Below are 20,664 nucleotides of genomic sequence, written 5' to 3'. Positions count from 1 at the left end.
CTCTCCTATTTATCCGTTAACTACGGTTTCAATTGTGCTTTGCTCTAGTGGTTCTGCTTTAATATACCAGGTTTGGGCTTCGGTTACCTTGGCCATAATAAATTTGCCAATCCAATCCTTAGACCCTTCCAAATGCACTAATTTATTGGTGCGCGTCCGTCCAGAAAGGAAGTTCGCATTATTTTTACTCTCGCCCTCAATAAGCACCTCAACGACTTGTCCTAGCAGCTGCTCATTCTTTTCTCTTGCATTCGCAGCTAGCTGTGCGTTCAAGCGCTGCAGACGAGCCTTCTTCACCTCTAGCGGCACATTGTCTTCCATACTTGCAGCAGGCGTCCCCTCACGTGGAGAGTATAAGAAGGTATAGGCAGAATCAAAGCCTACTTCCTGCACGAGAGTCATCGTATCCTCGAACTGCTCATCCGTTTCGCCTGGAAATCCAACGATAATATCCGAGGTCAGCATAGCATTCGGGATTGCCTTTTTAATTTTTCCAACCAGCTCTAAGTAAGCTTCCCTTGTGTACTTGCGGCTCATTCTCTTCAATATCTCCGTGCTTCCAGACTGTACTGGCAAATGGATATGCTCTACCAAATTACCGCCCGTTCCTAGCACTTCAATCAGATGATCGTCAAAATCCCGCGGATGGCTCGTCATAAACCGAACACGCGGAATGTCGATTTTGGACATGTCTTGCATAAGATCGCCGAAACGATACTCTATGTCTTCAAAATCTTTGCCGTAAGCGTTAACGTTCTGGCCTAGCAGCGTAATTTCCTTAAACCCTTGTCTAGCGAGCTCACGCACCTCAGCGATAACATCCTCCGGCCGTCTGCTGCGCTCCTTGCCCCTTGTATACGGAACAATGCAATACGTACAGAACTTATCGCAGCCATACATAATATTAACCCAGGCGCGCATTCCTTCGCGTTTCTTGGGCATGTTCTCGATGATGTCGCCTTCCTTGGACCATACCTCTACAACCAGCTCTTTGCTGAAATAGGCATTTTGCAGCAAGAAAGGCAGCCTGTGTATATTATGCGTACCAAAGATCATATCAACGAAAGCATGCTTTTGCAAAATTCGTCCGACAACAGACTCCTCTTGCGACATGCAGCCGCAAACACCGAGCAGCAGGTCAGGCTTCTCCGTCTTTAGCGCCTTCAGATGTCCAAGCTCGCCAAACACCTTGTCCTCCGCATTCTCACGGATTGCGCAAGTATTAAGCAAAATAACATCTGCAAGCTGACGATCCTCTGTAGCTGTATAGCCCATTTCCTCGAACATGCCCTTCATAACCTCGGTGTCATGCTCGTTCATTTGGCAGCCGTACGTTTGGATCAAATAATGCTTGCCAATGCCCATCGTCCGAAGCTCATCCGGAATAGCGAAATTATAATGAACCTCAATATCCTCTTTGCCGCGCTTCTTCTCATCCTTGTGGCTCGGTGCCGCATTTATATTGACGATCCTTCCTTTAATGCGGTAGGTCGTTGAATTCTCATCCTGATCAATTACTTTTGCATCGCTAAAATCAAAATATTTGGAATAATCCTTTAGCTGGCCTTGCTTACTGTCTGTAGCGAGCTGCTTACTATCCTTCATCAATGCCGATTCACTTCCTTATGGTACATATAGGTGGTGTTCATAGAGCCCAATTCAGTATTATACCAGTTAACGGAATAATGGGTCAATAAAGGTCCTGCAAAACCGATCCTGAATCTCTTCACAACTATAGCCCATCACATAGCGGAGATGCCTAAACGTGTGCGGTGATTGTACGGATATAAATGAATGAGCCGTATAATTGGGATCGATAGACTGAATATATTCAGTATCTATAGCTTCTTGCAATAATCCGCTAATTGCTGCATGTAAAAAAAGGTACGGAGCCGATTCAAAAAAATCGCTTTTTTGAACTTCGATTTTAGTAAAAGACTGCATAACCCCTAGCCATTTCGACTCTTTGTCGATAAAAGCAATAATTTTTCGCATGACCATGCTCAATCTCTCATGAATAGGCTGCATGGCATTCGTCATCAAATACTCTTCGATTTCTTTAGTGAACAGGTTAAGGTTATCCTTCATCATGTCCATGCACAAGTCACCTTTGTTCGAATAGCGGCGATACAGCGTGCCTTGTCCGATTCCAACCGTTTTAGCAATTTGGTGCATGCTTACCGATTCTACCCCATGCTTGGAAAACAAATGATTAGCTGTATGCAATATAGCATTGCTCAGCTCTTGTTTCGTTCTGCCGTTTTCTGGTGCAGCCATCATTCTATCTCCTCTTTCCGCATCACCAAAATAAACAATTGACAATTGTTTATTTCGTCATTATTATTCAGTAGTGCGGACAATTGTCCGCACATAGAAGCGGTCATCTTATTATTGTAGCCCGACAGGTCATGGAAGGTCAACAATAGGAAGAAAAGACCCCTATAAGGATAGGAGGATACGAAATGGCTTCAGCTTCAAAGAAAGCAGCCCCCGCTGGTGATCCGATGTCGATACGGAATATTCTTGCTCCGCTTATCGCCATCATCGTCGGTATGTTTATGGTTATTTTGGATGGTACCGCAATGAATGTTGCCATGCCAGGTTTAATGAAAGATTTTCAAAGCTCGATGTCGATCGTTCAATGGACGATTACCGGCTACGCGCTTGCACAGGCAGCCGTCATCCCTCTAGCGGGATGGATGTCTGATCGTTTTGGAGCCAAACAAGTCTTCTTGTTCTCGATCATTATGTTTACGATCGGCTCTGCTCTTTGTGCTCTAGCTTCTACAGCAGAGCAGCTTATCGTATTCCGTGTCATTCAAGGTCTAGGCGGCGGTATGGTTGCTCCAATCGCTATGGCCTTTACCTTTAGGCTAAGCCCTCCAGGCAAGCAAGGCGCAGTTATGGGCATGATCGGTATTCCGATGCTTCTAGCACCTGCTCTTGGCCCTGTAGTCGCTGGTTATCTCGTTGACTATGTATCATGGCATTGGATTTTTATTATCAATCTTCCAATAGGTATTATTGCGGTAATCATCGGTCTTCGCACCTTGCCAAATGTCGATCGGAAACGAGTGCCTGCCCTTGACTTCCTCGGCATGATCTTTGCTCCTCTAGCGTTTGCTATGCTGGCTTATGGCGTCAGCTCTGCTGGCGGCGGTGAAGGCGGCTCTGGAAGCGGCTGGACGTCTCCTCAGGCTTTAACAGGCATCATTGTAGGCGGTATTGCCCTCATTATTTTCGTTATTGTTGAGCTTAATCGCAAAGAACCGCTGCTTGAGCTTCGTGTGTTCAAATCAAGCAACTTCACCCGCGGCATTATTTTGCAATGGGTCGTTCAAATCGCTTTGTTCGGCACTTTGTTCCTGATTCCGATTTTCTTGCAAATCGCTAAAGGTTATTCCGCTTTCGACACAGGTCTAATCCTGCTTCCTCAAGCACTTGCTGCAGGTATATTCATGCCGATTGGCGGCAAGCTCTTTGACCGCTTTGGCGCGCGGCCTCTCGTCATTACGGGCTTAGCCATCGTGTCGGTTGCCGGCTTCTTGCTTAGTCAAATTTCCGCGGAAACGACTCTGCTTACGTTAATGATTCCAATATCAATGCTGGGTGCGGGTATGGGCCTATGCATGATGCCGCTCAATACACATATTATGCAATCTGCTCCTAGAGAGCTCGTAACCCGTGTAACCTCTCTTACGGCAGCAGCGCAGCAAGTAATGACCTCGTTCGCCATCGCTGGTCTGTCAACGATATTAGCTAGCAGAATCGAGCATTATGGCACGGCTAGTCCAGGACCAAATGTGGTCTACTCCTCTTATGGAGATACATTTTTTATTTTGGCGGCCATCTCTATCGTTGGTGTCATCTTCGCATTACTGCTGCGCAGACCTAAGCAGGAGCAAGGCGTGAGTACAGATGAAAAACCAGAAATGTCCATGATGATGGGACACTAGCAGTTGGTTTTCAACAGATGCACTTAAAAAGACTGCTTCCCCTTCGTCAATGACGATGAGGAAGCAGTCTTTTTTAACGGTTATACTCGAAGCTAATCAATGATTTCTCCCTTATCCCCGTTCTTTACTCCCGCAGCATTCGCCTCATCTGTATCAATATGCATATCTAGTGCATACTGATCCGAGACGCGTGCGACAACATTTTCAAATACGACGCCACGCTCTCCTGCAAAGCGAACACGAAGCGACTGCTTGTCCGCTATGCCAAACCGCTCAGCATCGCTTGTATGGAAGTGAATATGACGAGCAGCAACAATTACGCCCTCTTCTATTGCAACCTCGCCAGCAGGTCCTTGAAGCGTGATTCCCGCTGAACCTGACGTATCACCTGACTCGCGTACGGGTGGGTTTACACCTAAAGCGAAGGAGTCTGTGCGCGATACTTCAAGCTGCGTCTGCTTGCGCGCTGGACCCAGAATTCTCACTTTAGCGAATGAGCCCTTTGGACCGACAACAGCAACTGTTTCATTTGCAGCATATTGTCCAGGCTGAGATAATGGCTTCATTTCTGTTAATGCGTAGCCTTTGCCAAACAATAGCTCGACATGCTCTTGTGATAAGTGAATATGTCTTGCTGATACGCCAATGGTAACTTCTTTATGTATCATATTGTCACTCTCCAGTTATGAAATAATTAGTGTGCTATATTCCCGCAAAGCACCCAAAATAAAAACAGCATACGGCAGCAATGCCGTATGCTTATCATACCATTTATTTAAATTCGGCAACAAGCTTATCAAATTCCTCGGCGGTAATTTTAATATTTTGTTTCGCTAAACCCTCTTGCTTAAAGCCCGTAACGAGATCCTCATAGGCTTTGCGTGTTTTGTTCTGATAGATAAGACCTGTAAGCATACCGTTCGTTTCCATAATTTTATTCATCGCCTCGATGCGGTTTGAGGAATCATATTCGGGGAATTGCTCCAAATTAACGATATTCTCCTTAAACCAATCGTACGTATTAATTTTGTTGAAGGTTACGCATGGGCTGAAAACGTTGATTAATGAGAAGCCTTCATGGTTGATGCCCTCTTCAATCAGCTTAGTCAATTGCTTCAAATCACTTGAGAACGATTGAGCAACAAAGGTTGCTCCCGCTGACATCGCGATTTCAAGCGGCGAAAGCGTTGACTCAATCGAGCCCTCTGGCGTCGATTTGGTTTTGAACCCTTCCGCGCTGCGCGGAGAGGTTTGACCCTTCGTCAAGCCATAAATCTGATTGTCCATAACGATATAGGTTACGTTCAGATTGCGGCGTATTGCATGTACGGTATGTCCCATTCCGATTGCAAAGCCGTCGCCGTCACCGCCTGAAGCAATAACGGTAAGCTCGCGGTTAGCAAGCTTAACTCCCTGCGCAATAGGTAGCACACGTCCGTGAATGCCATGGAAACCATAGGCATTAATATAACCAGAAATCCGGCCTGAGCAGCCAATTCCCGAAATAACAGCAAGATTCTCAGGCTCTAGCCCTACGTTCGCTGCTGCCCGCTGAATAGCTGCTTGAATTGAGAAATCTCCACAGCCTGGGCACCAGTTAGGCTTTACATTATTTCTAAACTCTTTGAACGTTGCCATCTAAACTCAACTCCTTACAAGCTTTGTGAACATCGGAAGGCAGGAACGGATTGCCATCATATTTAAGCAAGTTTTCGATTTTTTCTGCGAAACCTGCATTCATTTTGATTTGGGCAGCCAATTGTCCGGTAGCGTTGTTCTCGATGACGATCACTTTTTTTGCATTTTGCAAGTAAGGAAGCAAAGGCTTCGTCGGGAACGGGTGAATCTGGCGAATCGTAATATGATTCGTTAAAATGCCATTCTGATCCAGCATGGTTCTAGCCTCATCAATCGTGCCGCCTGTTGAACCCATGCCAATAATGAGCAGCTCCGGCTTTTCGTGAGGTGCATCTACACGAATAGCATCACGAATATACATATTGTCCAGCTTGCCAAGACGCTTATCCATCATGTTCTGACGGTTCAAGGCATTTTCAGATGGACGTCCTGTCTCATCATGCTCAACGCCCGTTACGTGATGCAGACCGCCCTTCTCCCCTGGCAATACGCGCGGTGAAACGCCATCCTCTGTAAGCTCATAGCGTTTAAACAAATTATGGCCTTCAAGCGCTGGAACATCGTGAACGAGCTTGCCGCGATTGATATCAATTTTATTATAATCCAGCTGATCACATGATTGCTTGCCGAGCGACAGCTGCAAATCTGTCATCAAAATAACTGGAACCTGATATTGCTCAGCAAGGTTAAAGGATTCGATCGTATCGTAGAAACAATCCTCAATCGATGCTGGTGCGATAACGATTTTAGGAATTTCCCCATGCGTTCCATATACCATTGCGTTCAAATCTGATTGCTCCTGCTTAGTCGGCAATCCTGTTGATGGACCGCCACGCTGCGTATTTACAATGACCAGCGGCGTTTCGGTCATGCCGGCAAGTCCAATAGCTTCCATCATAAGTGCAAGACCAGGACCCGCAGATGCAGTCATCGTGCGAACACCGGCATAGTTGGCACCTATCGCCATCGTTACAGCTGCAATTTCGTCTTCGGTTTGTACCACTGTACCGCCAAACTTAGGCAGCTTCTTAATCAAATATTCCATAATCTCAGACGCAGGTGTAATCGGGTACGCAGCCATTAGACGACAACCTGCCGCAATAGAACCAAGTCCGATTGCTTCATTGCCGATCATAAACAGCTTCTGCTGTCCATCTGCCTCATCAAGCTTAAATTCATCAAGCGGTCCTCCCGCTTGCTCCAGAACAAACTCGGCTCCGCGTTTAACCGCTTCGATATTTTTTTCTACGACAGCCGCGCCTTTGCGTCCAAATTCCTCTTCTACTGCTTTATTAAATACTTCCAGCGGCAAGCCAAGAAGAGCCCATGATGCACCGGAAGCAACCATGTTTTTCATCAACGAAGTGCCAAGCTCCTCCGCCATTTTCGTAATGGGCACAGCAAACAATCTCGCATCGATACCCGCTGGGATCGTCGGAGTAAACTTCGCATCGGCTACGATAACCCCGCCTAGACGCAGCTCCTTCGCATTCAAATCAATACTTTCTTGGTCAAATGCTACTAAAATATCCAAGTCATCCGAGATTGCACGAATCGGTTTTGTACTAATGCGGATCTTATTATTTGTATGTCCACCCTTGATCCTTGAGGAAAAGTGTCTATATCCATATAAGTAATAGCCCAAGCGATTAAGCGCCGTGGAAAAGATTCGGTCCGTACTCTCAACGCCCTCTCCTTGTTGACCCCCGATCTTCCAAGACAATTGACTAATCAAAATGCCCAACTCCTCTTTTTCTAAAACGTGCTAATAATCATTATCATTAAGATATTATTATGATTTAATTCTTTACATTCACAACAATTTTAAAGCGCAAACGTATAAAAATCAAGATGTATACGCTTAATTTAAGCATAGTTTGTTTCGATTAATCCCATACCGCAAATAGATTGAACAGCTTTAAGCGCTCGGGAGATTATTTCTTAAAAAACGAAGAGCATTACCGGACAAAAATTGCTCGGTCTGCTGTTCAGAATATCTTTGGAGCAGCGCCTCTTGAAGCAAGTTAACCTCGCCTGGATGCGTTAATCCGTTAATATAGCTGTCAATCCCGTCAAAATCTGAGCCCAGCATAAGGCTGGACTGCCCACCCATCTCACAAATATGCTCGATATGGCGAAGCAAATCGTCAATCACGACAACCTCTGCACTGGAAACAAACCACGGCACATAGGTAACTCCAATCAAACCTTGGTTTTCGATCAGCTTCTCAATCTGTGCATTCGTTAAATTGCGCGGATGATCGCAGATCGCTCTTGCATTTGAATGCGAGGCAATCACTGCCTTATTCGAGTGCTCAGCAACCTCCCAAAACGCTCGTTCAGACAAATGCGATACATCTAATAGTATATCCAATTTATTACATTCCTCTACAAATAAACGGCCTTTTGTCGTCAGGCCTCCGCCTCTAGGCTCCATCGCTCCGTCTGCGGCCCAATTCGCATGATTCCAAGTCATTCCTGCAGCCCGTATGCCTAATTGGTGCATAATACGGAGCATAGACATTTCGCCTTGAAGCCCATCGACACCTTCCAATGACAATAACGCGCCTATTTTCCCTTGCTCTATACAAGAGTCCAGCTCCACGGCCGTCCTCACCCATTTCATATTCTCACAGGACATTACCATTTGGTGAAACCGATCAATACTCTCCAGAATAGGCTCTAAACGCCCATTCATCGATTGTGGAACATAGATCGCAAAAACTTGCAGAATCGTTCCAGCTGCCTTCAGACGCTCGTATGTAACATCTAATTTACCTGGCTTGCTCCCTTGAAACGTCAGTTGCTTATCGAGCAACAATTTACAAAGCACATCACAATGAAAATCGACTATTTTCATCATCTCGCCCCTCGCCGCTTGTTGGAATCACAGCAAAAAAACCTGTCTACGTCGTAAACAGGCGAAACAGTTCCTTTTATCTAGCTGGCGTATTACTTACGCCACCTAGACTTGCTACCGAGGCTCGACAATCAATTTGATTGCAGTTCGATCCTCCCCGTCGATAACGATGTCCGTAAAAGCTGGTATACAAATTAAATCCACCCCGCTGGGAGCTACAAATCCGCGAGCGATTGCTACTGCTTTAATCGCTTGATTTAATGCGCCAGCACCAATGGCTTGCAGTTCCGCACCGCCACGTTCACGAAGAACACCAGCTAGCGCACCTGCAACGGAATTTGGATTAGACTTTGCTGAAACTTTTAATACATCCATAAAAAGAACCTCCCCTTGGACTGTTGGATGGATTCCACTTTTAAATAGTATTCGAGGGAGTTTAAAAAATTCCTGCTTTTATTCCGATTATTCACAAACTGTTCTGAATAGTCGGAACAGTTTGAATGTTATCATCATTACATAAGAAGCCATTCATCCTCTGTTAGACGAATCTTTTCAATTTTTCGAGCTTTTCCCGTTTCATCATCGATTTGCACTGAAATAGCATGCAAATGCCATTTGCCTTCATCGACAACAAAACGAACAGGCAGCTGTGTAATAAATTTGTGAAGCACGGCGTTCCGCTCCATGCCAAGCACACCTTCTTTGGGACCAACCATGCCCACATCTGTTATGTAAGCCGTCCCGCCTGGCAAAATGGTATCATCATTCGTCTGTACATGCGTATGCGTACCCAGTACAATCGATGCTCTTCCATCAAGATGCCAGCCCATCGCGATCTTCTCCGAGGTTGCTTCAGCATGGAAATCGACAAGTATATTGCTCGTTCTCTCACTTGCCTCTTCAATCAGCTCATCTGCTTTTCGGAAAGGACAATCAATCGGCGGCAAAAATGTACGCCCTTGCAGATTGATAATCGCCAGCTGTTTTCCTCCTGCTTTAATAAACGCCATCCCTTGTCCAGGCGCGCCTTCGGCGTAATTGGCTGGACGAACAAGGCGAGGCTCGTCATCAATCCATTCAAAAATATCTTTATTGTCCCACGTATGGTTGCCCATCGTTATGCCATGGATGCCCCATTCGAAAAATTCCTTCGCTATTGTTGCTGTAATTCCACGGCCTGCTGCCGCATTCTCACCATTTGCAATAATAATATGAGGGTTGTATTTGCTTTTAAGTGCCGGCAGTACACGCTTCAAAGCGCTTCTTCCAACGTTTCCTACAATATCACCAATAAATAATACATTCATGTAAATACACTTCCTTTTTTGTACGCTTGCAAACAGAAAAGTGGCTAACAAGCAGCCACTTTTCTGAAAAGCTAATATTTTTTTGTTACTTATTTCGCATATTCAACCGCACGAGTTTCTCGAATAACCGTAACTTTAATATGTCCTGGATAATCGAGCTCGCTCTCGATTTTTTTCGTAATATCACGTGCAAGGCGGAATGCTTCAGTATCGTCGATTTTTTCTGGCTGCACCATGACACGCACTTCGCGGCCAGCTTGTATCGCATACGATTTTTCAACACCCTCAAACGATTCAGAGATATCTTCTAGCTTCTCCAGTCGTTTAATATACGTTTCAAGCGTTTCACGACGAGCTCCTGGACGTGCTGCCGACAAAGCGTCAGCTGCTCCTACGAGCATCGCGATAACGGAAGTGGCTTCCGTATCCCCGTGATGAGAAGCAATACTGTTAATAACGACAGGATGCTCCTTGTATTTCTTAGCAAGCTCCACACCGATTTCAACGTGTGAGCCTTCCACCTCGTGGTCAAGCGCCTTACCGATATCATGCAGCAAGCCTGCACGCTTCGCCAGCGTAATATCTTGGCCAAGCTCTGCTGCCATCAATCCAGTTAGGTAAGCGACCTCCATGGAGTGCTTCAAAACATTCTGACCGTAACTTGTCCGGTACTTCAATCGACCTAAAATCTTTATCAAATCCGGATGCAAGCTATGAACGCCAACCTCGAAAGTGGCTTGTTCACCGTATTCACGGATTCGCTCATCAACCTCTTTGCGAGATTTTTCAACCATTTCTTCAATTCGGGCAGGATGGATACGACCATCAGCTACAAGCTTTTCTAAAGAAGTGCGGGCAATTTCGCGTCTTATCGGGTCGAAACCAGACAAAATGACCGCTTCCGGTGTATCGTCGATAATTAGATCGATACCAGTCAATGTTTCCAAAGCACGGATATTTCGGCCTTCACGCCCAATAATACGGCCCTTCATTTCTTCATTAGGCAAAGTAACAACGGAAACCGTCGTTTCTGCCACATGATCGGCCGCACAGCGTTGAATAGCAAGTGATATAATATCACGGGCTTTCTTATCGGCCTCTTCTTTCGCTTGCTGCTCGATCTCTTTGATCATCTGTGCTGTTTCATGTCGTACTTCCTGTTCAACATTGGATAAAATGATCGATTTCGCATCTTCCGTTGTCAGACTCGATATACGTTCCAATTCACTAAGCTGCTGCTTGTAAATGGAATCGATCTGCTCTTGCGTTTCTTCGATCCGTTTTTCTTTGTTGGCTACAGTTTCTTCTTTGCGTTCCAGCGCTTCTAACTTTTTATCCAGCGACTCCTCTTTTTGGAGCAAACGTCTTTCCTGACGTTGAGCTTCGTTGCGTCGTTCACGAATGTCTCTCTCAGCTTCGGAACGAAGTTTGTGGACTTCATCTTTTGCTTCCAGCACCGTTTCTTTCTTCTGAGCTTCTGCTTCCTTCTTCGCATTTTCTACGATTACGATGGCAGCCTGCTCAGCGCTTGAAATTTTCGCCTCAGCAATCGACTTTCGAGTAAAAAAACCAATCCCAAAGAAAATTGCGCCAACAAAGAGACAGATCAAGATCCAAATGACATCAGGCATCTTGTTCACCTCCTTGTTGCATACACCAAGGCACTGCTTGGGATGATATTAGGTTTTCAACCGGCTTCAAACCGTTTCAACATTTACTAAATTTGACGAAAATAATCATTTCGAATCAACTTTTGGAAGGAAAATTGATTCTAATTTGAAAGAATACAACCTCATTTTATCTTTTCACAAAATCAATTGTCAAGCAAAAGCCCATCATCTTCCTCGAATACATTGTCTTCCCCATTCAAATCGATCGACTTGATCGCTTCCTTGACGATATCTACTGAGAAGCCTCTGCGCATTAAATAGCCCATTAGCTTGCGTTTTTGGTCTAAGGGCTCGCCTTTTAAGGAGCGAGATTTCTTCTCAGCCGCCTTCTTCGCCGACAGCAATTCAACTTGTTCATCCAACGCAGCTGTCGCTTCTGCTGCTGCTTCTTTCGACACGCCTCGCATTTGCAGCTCCTGCTGAATGAAGCGTCGTCCCTTCAAGCTGTTTTTTAGTCGACTTTTCGCAAATTCTCGTGCATATTGTTCATCATCCACAATATGCTCTCTTTCTAAACGGTCAAGCGCATATTGTATATTCTCCGTCTCAAATAATTTGCGCTGCAAATATTGCTCGATCTGTTTTTTTGTTCTTGGCCTTGCACCTAAATAAGCGATTGCCAGCACATAGGACCGATAACGTTCATCTTCCATGCGAATCTCTTCGATTTGGGCCTCCGTTAATGTATGCCCCTTCGTCAGCCGATACCGAATTAGTATATCTTCATGTACGGACAACATCGGCTTCTCTGAGTCAGCAAACAGATGATATAATCTCCGGTCCTTCTTATCCGTTCGAACAGACAAAATCATCCATTCCTCTTCATTGCTAACATGGTTACCCGTCACACGGTACATCCTCTCTAAACGCAGCTTCGCCGTCCCTAGCGGGACGGCGAAGCATCAGCAAGTATGAAATCAGGTCACTTTATTCTAGATCTTCAAATTCTTCGTCGTCTTCCTCAGGCTTGAAATTAGCCTGATTTGCAGTGGCAGACAAATTGCTCGCATCACGGATCTGCTTCTCAATAACCTCAGCAACATCCTTATGATCCTTCAAGTACTGCTTCGCATTCTCGCGACCTTGGCCCAAACGCTCGCCATTATAAGAGAACCACGCACCGCTCTTCTGTACAATATCCAGCTCGACGCCAATATCAATTAGCGTACCTTCTCTGGAAATACCTTCGCCGTACATGATATCAACCTCAGCTTGTTTAAACGGAGGAGCCACTTTATTTTTAACTACTTTAATACGAGTACGGTTACCAACCATGTCGTTGCCTTGCTTCAGCGTCTCAATACGACGCACGTCAAGACGAATGGTGGAGTAGAACTTCAATGCGCGACCGCCTGGCGTTGTCTCAGGGTTACCGAACATTACGCCTACTTTCTCACGCAATTGGTTGATGAAGATCGCAATGGTCTTCGATTTGCTGATTGCTCCTGAGAGCTTGCGCAAAGCCTGTGACATCAGACGCGCTTGAAGACCAACGTGAGAATCACCCATATCGCCTTCAATTTCCGCTTTCGGTACAAGTGCCGCAACAGAGTCAATAACTACGATATCAACCGCACCACTGCGAACTAATGCTTCTGCGATTTCCAAACCTTGCTCTCCCGTATCTGGCTGTGAAAGCAATAGCTCATCAATATTTACGCCAAGCTTGCTTGCATAAAGCGGATCCAGTGCATGCTCTGCATCGATGAAGGCAGCTTGTCCGCCAATACGTTGGACCTCAGCAATCGCATGAAGCGCAACTGTAGTTTTACCTGAAGATTCCGGTCCATATATTTCAATAACACGACCACGCGGCAATCCGCCTATTCCTAATGCGATATCTAGAGCAAGTGAACCGCTGGGCACGGTCTCAACTTGCATGTGTGTGGATTCTCCCAATTTCATGATGGAGCCTTTACCAAATTGTTTCTCAATTTGACGCAAAGCCATTTCTAGTGCAGCGCGACGATCCGACAAGAAACTCACATCCTTCTTTATTTATAATTTTATGATACCTTTTTTCAGGCAGGTTGACAAGCATTTTTTCGAACATACATTCGCCTTTTTGCTTTGCCTCCTTACATGAACATAAAAAAACCGCAGCAAAGTATTCTTCGCCACGGTTCTTCCGCTAATTAATCTTTATTATAACGGCTTGCCTGCCAATTGACAAACATTATTTCTTGTATCGGAATGGGTAGGTGTCGCCGCATGCTTCTATTACTGTGCTTGCAGAGCAAGCCATAAACGGTATAAAGCCGATTTAACCGCACGCAACCTGATCATGCTTCTGCCGCCTCTGAGATTAAGAGTATGTACGACGGTTGGCTTGCCGCGCTCTGCGATTGCTACATATACAAGCCCAACAGGCTTGCCCTCGGATTCCGACGGCCCTGCAACGCCTGTTAAGGACACGCCATAATCCGCATCTGAAAGATTTCGCACCCGCTCCGCCATCAACGCCGCTGTTGAATCGCTTATTGCGCCAGGCGCCCCCTCGCCCTCAAGCTGACTCAATGGGATGCTGAGCAGGTGATGCTTCATCATGTTGGTATAAGTGACCACACCTCCTACATACTCCCCGCTGCTCCCAGGAACGTTCGTAATCAGCTCTGCGAACAAACCCCCACTACAGCTCTCTGCGCTCGCCAGCTTGCGTCCTGAGGCTCTCAGCAGGCGCACAATCTCCTCCTCGATGGTGATGTCCTGCTCTGCGTACAAAAATTCACCTATTCGTTCTTTTATTTTGGCGACGGTATCATCTATTTTCCGATCTGCATCTATTAATGAAGCAGCTTTGGTTGATACCCGTATAGCGACCTCGCCCTCTTTGGCATAAGGAGCAATCGTCGGATCAACCTGAGCATCAATCAAATCGAGCAGCTTGGCTTCAAGATTAGATTCACCTATGCCTGCAAACTTCAACACGCGTGAATAGAGCGGGTCTGCCTCGCCAAGCACAGATCGCAGCCACATCTCTGCAGCGCCATCCATCATCGGCTTCATCTCGCGCGGCGGCCCAGGCAGCAGCAAATAGTGCGTTCCGTCTGCGGTCAAGCCATTTCCAACTGCTAAGCCTGTCGTATTTTCAAGCGGCTCGCAGCCTTCAATCATCAGCGCCTGACGCCGATTGCTCTCCACCATATGAATGCCCCGCGAGCTGAACATCTCCTCGATTTGCTCCATTGAAGGCTCATGTATCAACAGCTTTCGTTTCAAAAACTCCGCTAAAACGTCCTTTGTAAGATCATCCTGTGTAGGACCAAGTCCACCTGTAAAGACGAGCAAGTCCGCCCTGCTCCGGCCGATCTCAATCGCTTGCCGCAGCCGCTCGCTATTATCGCCGACTACCGTTTGAAAATAAACATCTATCCCAAGCCCCGCCAGCTTTTGTGATAAAAACTGTGCATTTGTATTGACGATTTGGCCAAGCAGCAGCTCTGTTCCGACCGCGATAATTTCTGCTTTCATTTGTTCATTTCCCCTTTTCATGTGATGCGTGCGGCAATGCTCTAATGACAAAAGCATCTCTCCGTCTAACGGAAAGATGCTTTAACTTATTCAACAGGTATCAAATGCTTGTTCTTTAAGAAATAATCAACACCTGAGTATACCGTAATAGCGGCGGCTACCCAGCTGGCAATGACATCAAATGGAAAATCAATAAAATTGAATGGGAAATTGTTGATTAAAAGCGCAATGATCATCGTAATTTGGATCGCTGTCTTCCATTTGCCCCAAGTGCTCGCAGCCATAACGGAGCCTTCCAACAGAGCAATCTGGCGTAGACCAGTGACCGCGAATTCACGACTGATAATCACGATTGCAATTAGAGCATTCAGCTTGTCCATTTCCACTAGTGAAATAAGCACAGCTGCAACAAGAAGCTTATCCGCTAAAGGATCAAGCAGCTTGCCAAGGTTAGTGACGATTTTGTTCTTGCGTGCGATGTAGCCGTCTAATCCATCTGTGCTTGCTGCCACAATAAAAATGAGTGCCGCTGCGATTTGATTGTATGTAATGGAGAAGTCTGAGATGCTGAACGACCCCAAATTTACTTTAATTAGCAGGAAAAACATAATAATCGGCACCAAAAATATTCTAACTAACGTAATGCGATTTGCAAGATTCACGCATTTCCCTCCTTAAAGCGATCTACCCCAAAGGTGTGCATAGCGTGAGTCGTTCGTTCGAAAAAATGACCGGATGCTGTGACCGGCCGCGCGGTATTTGCCAAGCTGGCATGAGTTACTGCATTTGTAGTCTCTCTCATCTATGTATCCCCCAGATCCTTCCGTAAAGCTGTTTCACCAAGTATAATACATGCTCAATACACGTGTCAAAAGCGGCGAAAGCCTCATTTCTCAAGTGAATCGGCATCTAATCGAAAAAGCCTCGTTTATCGAATATCGACAAAACGAAGCTCCGTTCTTATGAGCGATAATTAGTAAATTGAAGCTCCACAGGCAAATCAGCTTCCTTAAGAAGCTTCATCACCGCTTGCAAATCATCTAGGCTCTTTCCAGAAACTCGGATTTGATCGCCTTGGATCAAGCTCTTCACCTTAAGCTTCGAGTCGCGAATCAAAATATTAATTTTTTTCGAAACATCCTGCTCGATGCCTTGTCTGAGCTTAATGCGCTGACGTACCGTGTTGCTTGAAGCCCCTTCTATTTTGCCATAATCCAGATTTTTGATGGGAACGCCTCGTTTTACCATTTTGGATAATAAAATATCTAGTACGCTTTTTAACTTATAATCATCCTCGGAAGCCACAACAAGCTCTTCCTTCTCGAGTGCAATAGAGCTTTTGCTGCCTTTAAAATCAAAGCGAGTTTCAATCTCACGCTCCGCTTGCTTAATCGCATTAACTAATTCCGACATATCCACCTTGGATACAATATCAAATGCATTTTCTGAAGCCATCCCAAAATCTCTCCCTTGTTACAGTAATCATTATTCTGTTTTCGAAGTGCCGGTTTCGACAGTTGAATCCGGAGTTTCCTCTGTTTCAGAAGTTTCATCAACAACAGGATACAGCAGCAGCTTCTTGGAGCCGGCACGGTCGCCATCTGGCACTAATACACCATTCACTGTAATTTCCGTAAGGTCTGCTCTGCCTACATTAATATAAATAGTTCCTGTAAGATCATAGGTTTCTACTACGCCATCCTCCGCATTGGCAGAATAAAGCTTCTCGCCAGTATTGCTGTTCGCACGAACCTCCAGCCAGCTTCTCCCCCCGGACACCTTCACTTGAACCTTATGATTTACACCCGCGGGACCAATATCATATTGATCAATCTTTCCAACCTTGCTGCCAAATGCTACAGTCGTCGGCGCTTGTGTTGGCGTTGGCGTAGCTGTCGGTGTGTCGCTTGGCGTATCGGAGCCATTATTTTCAGTCGTCGGTACAGGAGCCTCGGAAGCCTCAGTTATATTGGTACTATTGTCCAGCTGCTCACGCTCGCCATCGTCCTTATTAATAACAAACATCCATATGACGACTACGATCAAAATAAGAAAGGACCACATCATGACATTGAAGCCAATTTTGCCAAGCCACTCTGATGATTGGGATTTAACCCGACGCGGCGCTCTAACGACACTAGGCTCTACAATTTGCTCTACCGGTCCAGCAGGAATCTCATGCTGATACAATCGAAGAACTTCATCCGGATCGAGCCCAACAGCCTCTGAGTAATTTTTCACAAATGCCCGCACATAAAAAGCACCTGGCAAAACCGTATGATCGCCACTTTCAATTGCTTCTAAATAGCGTTTTCTAATTTTTGTAGTCTCTTGAATATCATCTAGCGTCAATCCATGCTCATTTCTAGCTTTGCGAAGCAATTCACCTAAATCAGACATGAGATGGCCTCCTTCCGATTAGAAATCGTCTGTGTAATTCGTTGTAAATTTCTCATAGGATATTTCCTCATCTGGCGTATTACGAAGTTCAACAATAATGTCAAAATGGCTGTAATCGTAGTTGGATTCTTTAATAAAAATATCTGGATGCTCAATAACCTTCGTTGACGGCAGCGCCATAATTTCTTGCAGCAGCCCATAATGCTTCTCATTTGAACGAATAGTGCTTACGATACCATCGATAATAAAAATATTGTTTGGCTGCATTTCATCCTCTGAAAGCTGGCTTCTTACCGTCTGTCGCAGCAGCGTCGAGGAAACAAAGGTCCAGCGCTTATTGGAGCAAACACTGCCGGCAATAATGGATTCGGTTTTCCCAACGCGCGGCATCCCTCTAAGTCCTATAACCTGATTACCGTCACGTTTAAACACTTCACCCAAAAAATCAACTAGAATCCCAAGCTCGTCCCTCGTAAAACGAAACGTTTTGCGATCATCAGAATCACGTTCAATATAGCGTCCATGACGAACCGCTAATATATCTACTATCGTTGGCGTTCTAAGCTTGTTTACAGTAATATTATCAACTTTTTGAAGCATTTTGCCAAGCAATTCAATTTTCTCATCATCATCCGTCTGAAGAAGCATTCCCCTGGTCCTATCCTCAACACCATTGATCGTCATAATGTTAACTTCCAGCATACCTAGCAATGATGCGATATCGCCAAGCAAACCTGGTCGGTTTTTATGTATTTTGTATTCCATATACCACTGTTTCTTCTCCACGCTGTCACCATCCTAAACCAAATCGTATAGAAGTATGTTAATAATAAAGATTAACATCAAGAACATAATTCTACAATTTTCGTCATAATCCTGCAACCCAAAAAGAAACATTGCAGAAAAGCCTCCTGGTAGGAGGCTCCCCTGCTTCTGCTTCTATAGACGAATCGTCGTCTCCATTTGGAGATAGCTAGGATTGTTGGACGAGCTTAACCATCAAGCACGCGAGCGTTTTGCGCTCGGCTTCGTCGCCAGCATCCCATAGCTGCTTCAACACGCGCTCTTCCTCATTTTTCGGATCGACCTTTTCATCGAGAAAAGTTCCGATTTCGAAAGCTAAGGAGGCTATCGTTTCTTCCGTCATTCCGATCTTCTTCGCTTGCGAAACACGCTCCGCCAAGAATTGCTTCCATGTTGCAAAATTAGTAAGGACAGTTGACATTTTTTTTCGCCTCCTAAGATTATAGAAAAGAATCATCAACGGTCTTATCATGTGTATAAGCCACTCTAATTATGCAACAAGCCTGTCCCTTAAAACCGCCCTTGCTGCTAAGTATGCCACCCGCCATTGGGACTAATAATCTGTCCAGTTATGTAGGATGACTCAGGCAGTGCTAAAAAATAAACAAGTGAAGCAATCTCATCCGTGGAGCCAAAGCGTCCAATTGGAATTTCCTGCTGAATAGCAGCCTTCTCCTCCGCATTGAAGCCATCCATCATCTCCGTCTCTACCGCACCTGGGGCAACAGCATTTACAGTAACGCCTGTTGGCGCCAGCTCCTTAGCCAGCGCCTTCGTAAAGGCGTTCATGCCGCCTTTCGTCGTAGAATACAGCACCTCGCAGGAGGCTCCCGACATTCCCCAAATGGAAGAAACGTTTATAATTCGCCCATAGCGCTGTGCAATCATATTTGGCATAAAGAGCTGAGAACACAAAAACATTCCCTTTAAATTGACGGCCATCACATTATCCCATTCTTCCTCCGTCACATCCATTAGCATTCCATAATGCGAAATCCCACCATTGTTAACGAGAATATCTGGAAGCATATGATGACTCTCCAGCTTCTCCCGCATACGCTCCAGCTGCTCCTTCGAGCGTAAATCTGCAGATATGGTTAGTACGTTAGCTCCTAGAGCCATGCAAGTACGCGCTGTCTCATTAGCCGTCTCATGGGAGTGCAAATAATGAATGACAATATTGACTCCTTCAGCCGCGAATCGTTTTGCAATTGCTGCTCCGATGCCGCGGCCTCCCCCCGTAATCAATACCGTCATTTGCTGCAAAGTTTTCATTTAGACGGATGCTGCACAATGGATACGGCAAGCTGTTCGAAATCAAAATGCTCACGCAGCCGCGCATTAACCTCATCAAGCGTGCAGTTCTCATAACAATTAAGAACTTCAAACATATTGCTGTCACGGAACCGATATCTCGTAAATTCACTGGCAATCGCTTCTGGGGAGTTCAGCATACGCAAATATCCGCCGATTTTTTTTCGCTTGGATCTCTCGAATGCACTCGGCTCAATTCCGCTAATCAACGCAGCCTCTACCGATGATTGTATTTCTTTAATCAGCTCATCAGGGCTTGGCGTGTCTCCGCCGATAACCGAGAACGCATAGCCAGTGCTTGAATTGTATTCATGACCGAAGGAATCCGAAATCAGATCCTTCGCATACAGCTCCTGATAAAGCTTCGAGCTCGGACCAATCAGAGCCTCCAGCATAAGCTTCGTCGTTACTTCCTGCTGAAGGAGCGCAGCCCCCGTCAAACCTGTCTTCTTTTCTTTAAAGCCAAGCATGCACTTAGGCAAGGATACGGACAGCTCTGTTACCTTGCGAGCAATTTTAACCGCTTCCGGCTCTTTCTCAAAGAAACGTTCAATTTGACCTTGCGGTTCAAATGATTTGCTGTTTTGGTTCTCTCGTACAAGTTCGAACACTTCCTCCGCATTTACCCCGCCCACAACAAACAGCAGCATATTTGACGGATGATAGAATGTTTCATAACAACGATACAAGGTTTCCTTGTCAATTTGTCTAATTGACTCCACTGTTCCCGCAATATCAATATGTACCGGATGCTCGTGGTAAAGCGCGTCAATCAAGCCAAAATAAACTCTCCAGTCCGGATTGTCACGATACATATTAATTTCTTGCTCAATAATCCCTTTTTCTTTTTCAACATTTGCATCCGTAAAATAAGGGTTTTGCACAAAATTGATCAAGGTCTTCAAGTTAGCGTTTATCTGCTCCGTAGCAGAAAATAAATAAACGGTTCGATCAAAGCTAGTGAACGCATTGGCTGAAGCGCCTTGAGATGCAAAGGTTGCAAAAATATCACCTGTAGGCTCCTCGAACATTTTATGCTCCAAAAAATGAGCAATGCCGTCAGGCACCTTAACAGGAGGCTGATTGCCGACTGCAAAATGATTATCAACCGACCCGTACTTGGTCGAAAATGTAGCGTAGGTTTTATTAAAGCCTTCCTTCGGAAGCACGATAACCTCTAGTCCATTATCCAGCACTTCTCGATACAAGGTCTCCTGAACATTTGGATAGCTAAGCTTTTCCAT

21 protein-coding genes are annotated in these 20,664 nt (G+C 45.4%); 1 reads left to right on the top strand and 20 read right to left on the bottom strand.

Features of this window, described 5'->3' with window-relative positions; translation table 11 throughout:
* Positions 1-9: 9 nt before the first annotated feature.
* Both miaB and MHI37_RS14990 read right to left on the bottom strand, forming a co-directional pair.
* Positions 10-1,605, bottom strand: coding sequence for a tRNA (N6-isopentenyl adenosine(37)-C2)-methylthiotransferase MiaB (gene miaB, locus MHI37_RS14995; protein ID WP_076336024.1), 1,596 nt, complete (start codon positions 1,603-1,605; stop codon positions 10-12).
* A gap of 69 nt (positions 1,606-1,674) precedes the next feature.
* A complete protein-coding gene (locus tag MHI37_RS14990) occupies positions 1,675-2,280 on the bottom strand; it encodes a TetR/AcrR family transcriptional regulator (RefSeq protein ID WP_083676158.1) in 606 nt (201 codons plus the stop codon).
* A 182-nt stretch (positions 2,281-2,462) separates the two neighbouring features.
* Between MHI37_RS14990 and MHI37_RS14985 the strand changes: the two genes are divergently transcribed.
* Positions 2,463-3,956 (top strand): MDR family MFS transporter, encoded by a 1,494-nt coding sequence (locus MHI37_RS14985; RefSeq protein ID WP_076336026.1) that lies wholly within the window; start codon positions 2,463-2,465, stop codon positions 3,954-3,956.
* Between the two features lie 92 nt (positions 3,957-4,048).
* Here MHI37_RS14985 and MHI37_RS14980 read toward each other — a convergent pair whose 3' ends face one another.
* The 18 genes from MHI37_RS14980 to MHI37_RS14895 all read right to left on the bottom strand — a co-directional run bounded on the left by MHI37_RS14980 (position 4,049) and on the right by MHI37_RS14895 (position 20,664).
* Positions 4,049-4,621, bottom strand: coding sequence for a phosphate propanoyltransferase (locus MHI37_RS14980; protein WP_076336124.1), 573 nt, complete (start codon positions 4,619-4,621; stop codon positions 4,049-4,051).
* 106 nt (positions 4,622-4,727) lie between these two features.
* The gene (locus MHI37_RS14975) at positions 4,728-5,594 is read right to left on the bottom strand and encodes a 2-oxoacid:ferredoxin oxidoreductase subunit beta (protein ID WP_076336027.1); all 867 of its coding nucleotides are present in this window, start codon (positions 5,592-5,594) and stop codon (positions 4,728-4,730) included.
* Complete coding sequence (locus MHI37_RS14970; RefSeq protein ID WP_076336028.1) at positions 5,572-7,329, bottom strand: 2-oxoacid:acceptor oxidoreductase subunit alpha; 1,758 nt, start codon at positions 7,327-7,329, stop codon at positions 5,572-5,574. Before MHI37_RS14970 ends, MHI37_RS14975 begins: the two co-directional genes overlap by 23 nt.
* Before the next feature lie 183 nt (positions 7,330-7,512).
* Positions 7,513-8,457: a dipeptidase gene (locus MHI37_RS14965; protein ID WP_083676159.1), complete on the bottom strand. Its 945-nt coding sequence runs from the start codon at positions 8,455-8,457 to the stop codon at positions 7,513-7,515.
* 111 nt (positions 8,458-8,568) lie between these two features.
* Complete coding sequence (locus MHI37_RS14960) at positions 8,569-8,829, bottom strand: stage V sporulation protein S (RefSeq protein ID WP_006036664.1); 261 nt, start codon at positions 8,827-8,829, stop codon at positions 8,569-8,571.
* 137 nt (positions 8,830-8,966) lie between these two features.
* Positions 8,967-9,761: a TIGR00282 family metallophosphoesterase gene (locus MHI37_RS14955; RefSeq protein WP_076336030.1), complete on the bottom strand. Its 795-nt coding sequence runs from the start codon at positions 9,759-9,761 to the stop codon at positions 8,967-8,969.
* A gap of 89 nt (positions 9,762-9,850) precedes the next feature.
* A complete protein-coding gene (gene rny / locus MHI37_RS14950) occupies positions 9,851-11,392 on the bottom strand; it encodes a ribonuclease Y (protein WP_076336031.1) in 1,542 nt (513 codons plus the stop codon).
* Between the two features lie 182 nt (positions 11,393-11,574).
* Positions 11,575-12,279: a RecX family transcriptional regulator gene (locus MHI37_RS14945; protein ID WP_256710290.1), complete on the bottom strand. Its 705-nt coding sequence runs from the start codon at positions 12,277-12,279 to the stop codon at positions 11,575-11,577.
* Positions 12,280-12,358: 79 nt separating this feature from the next.
* Positions 12,359-13,408, bottom strand: coding sequence for a recombinase RecA (gene recA / locus MHI37_RS14940; protein WP_076336032.1), 1,050 nt, complete (start codon positions 13,406-13,408; stop codon positions 12,359-12,361).
* A 243-nt stretch (positions 13,409-13,651) separates the two neighbouring features.
* Positions 13,652-14,902, bottom strand: coding sequence for a competence/damage-inducible protein A (locus tag MHI37_RS14935; RefSeq protein WP_076336033.1), 1,251 nt, complete (start codon positions 14,900-14,902; stop codon positions 13,652-13,654).
* Between the two features lie 86 nt (positions 14,903-14,988).
* Complete coding sequence (gene pgsA / locus MHI37_RS14930; protein ID WP_076336034.1) at positions 14,989-15,564, bottom strand: CDP-diacylglycerol--glycerol-3-phosphate 3-phosphatidyltransferase; 576 nt, start codon at positions 15,562-15,564, stop codon at positions 14,989-14,991.
* Complete coding sequence (locus tag MHI37_RS14925) at positions 15,561-15,704, bottom strand: hypothetical protein (RefSeq protein ID WP_179090170.1); 144 nt, start codon at positions 15,702-15,704, stop codon at positions 15,561-15,563. The genes pgsA and MHI37_RS14925 overlap by 4 nt, the downstream gene beginning before the upstream one ends.
* Before the next feature lie 158 nt (positions 15,705-15,862).
* On the bottom strand, positions 15,863-16,357 hold the full coding sequence (locus MHI37_RS14920) for a YajQ family cyclic di-GMP-binding protein (protein WP_076336035.1): 495 nt from the start codon (positions 16,355-16,357) through the stop codon (positions 15,863-15,865).
* A 30-nt stretch (positions 16,358-16,387) separates the two neighbouring features.
* Positions 16,388-17,302, bottom strand: coding sequence for a RodZ domain-containing protein (locus tag MHI37_RS14915; protein WP_076336036.1), 915 nt, complete (start codon positions 17,300-17,302; stop codon positions 16,388-16,390).
* An 18-nt stretch (positions 17,303-17,320) separates the two neighbouring features.
* A complete protein-coding gene (locus tag MHI37_RS14910) occupies positions 17,321-18,088 on the bottom strand; it encodes a DUF3388 domain-containing protein (protein WP_076336037.1) in 768 nt (255 codons plus the stop codon).
* Between the two features lie 187 nt (positions 18,089-18,275).
* Positions 18,276-18,527, bottom strand: coding sequence for a DUF3243 domain-containing protein (locus tag MHI37_RS14905; protein WP_076336038.1), 252 nt, complete (start codon positions 18,525-18,527; stop codon positions 18,276-18,278).
* A gap of 107 nt (positions 18,528-18,634) precedes the next feature.
* The gene (gene fabG, locus MHI37_RS14900) at positions 18,635-19,381 is read right to left on the bottom strand and encodes a 3-oxoacyl-ACP reductase FabG (RefSeq protein WP_076336039.1); all 747 of its coding nucleotides are present in this window, start codon (positions 19,379-19,381) and stop codon (positions 18,635-18,637) included.
* Positions 19,378-20,664 (bottom strand): pitrilysin family protein, encoded by a 1,287-nt coding sequence (locus MHI37_RS14895; RefSeq protein ID WP_076336040.1) that lies wholly within the window; start codon positions 20,662-20,664, stop codon positions 19,378-19,380. Before MHI37_RS14895 ends, fabG begins: the two co-directional genes overlap by 4 nt.

The organism is Paenibacillus sp. FSL H8-0548 (assembly GCF_038630985.1).
Taxonomy (GTDB): Bacteria; Bacillota; Bacilli; order Paenibacillales; family Paenibacillaceae; genus Pristimantibacillus.
This window is presented reverse-complemented; position numbering and strand designations above follow the sequence as displayed.

Bases quoted from the DNA above. Each gene is read 5' to 3' on its own strand.
- MHI37_RS14905 (WP_076336038.1), bottom strand. From the start codon at position 18,527: ATGTCAACTGTCCTTACTAATTTTGCAACATGGAAGCAATTCTTGGCG.
- rny (WP_076336031.1), bottom strand. From the start codon at position 11,392: ATGCCTGATGTCATTTGGATCTTGATCTGTCTCTTTGTTGGCGCAATT.
- MHI37_RS14920 (WP_076336035.1), bottom strand. From the start codon at position 16,357: ATGGCTTCAGAAAATGCATTTGATATTGTATCCAAGGTGGATATGTCG.
- MHI37_RS14960 (WP_006036664.1), bottom strand. From the start codon at position 8,829: ATGGATGTATTAAAAGTTTCAGCAAAGTCTAATCCAAATTCCGTTGCA.
- MHI37_RS14955 (WP_076336030.1), bottom strand. From the start codon at position 9,761: ATGAATGTATTATTTATTGGTGATATTGTAGGAAACGTTGGAAGAAGC.
- MHI37_RS14935 (WP_076336033.1), bottom strand. From the start codon at position 14,902: ATGAAAGCAGAAATTATCGCGGTCGGAACAGAGCTGCTGCTTGGCCAA.
- MHI37_RS14965 (WP_083676159.1), bottom strand. From the start codon at position 8,457: ATGATGAAAATAGTCGATTTTCATTGTGATGTGCTTTGTAAATTGTTG.
- MHI37_RS14895 (WP_076336040.1), bottom strand. From the start codon at position 20,664: ATGGAAAAGCTTAGCTATCCAAATGTTCAGGAGACCTTGTATCGAGAA.
- MHI37_RS14915 (WP_076336036.1), bottom strand. From the start codon at position 17,302: ATGTCTGATTTAGGTGAATTGCTTCGCAAAGCTAGAAATGAGCATGGA.
- MHI37_RS14985 (WP_076336026.1), top strand. From the start codon at position 2,463: ATGGCTTCAGCTTCAAAGAAAGCAGCCCCCGCTGGTGATCCGATGTCG.
- miaB (WP_076336024.1), bottom strand. From the start codon at position 1,605: ATGAAGGATAGTAAGCAGCTCGCTACAGACAGTAAGCAAGGCCAGCTA.
- MHI37_RS14925 (WP_179090170.1), bottom strand. From the start codon at position 15,704: ATGAGAGAGACTACAAATGCAGTAACTCATGCCAGCTTGGCAAATACC.
- MHI37_RS14990 (WP_083676158.1), bottom strand. From the start codon at position 2,280: ATGATGGCTGCACCAGAAAACGGCAGAACGAAACAAGAGCTGAGCAAT.
- MHI37_RS14975 (WP_076336027.1), bottom strand. From the start codon at position 5,594: ATGGCAACGTTCAAAGAGTTTAGAAATAATGTAAAGCCTAACTGGTGC.
- fabG (WP_076336039.1), bottom strand. From the start codon at position 19,381: ATGAAAACTTTGCAGCAAATGACGGTATTGATTACGGGGGGAGGCCGC.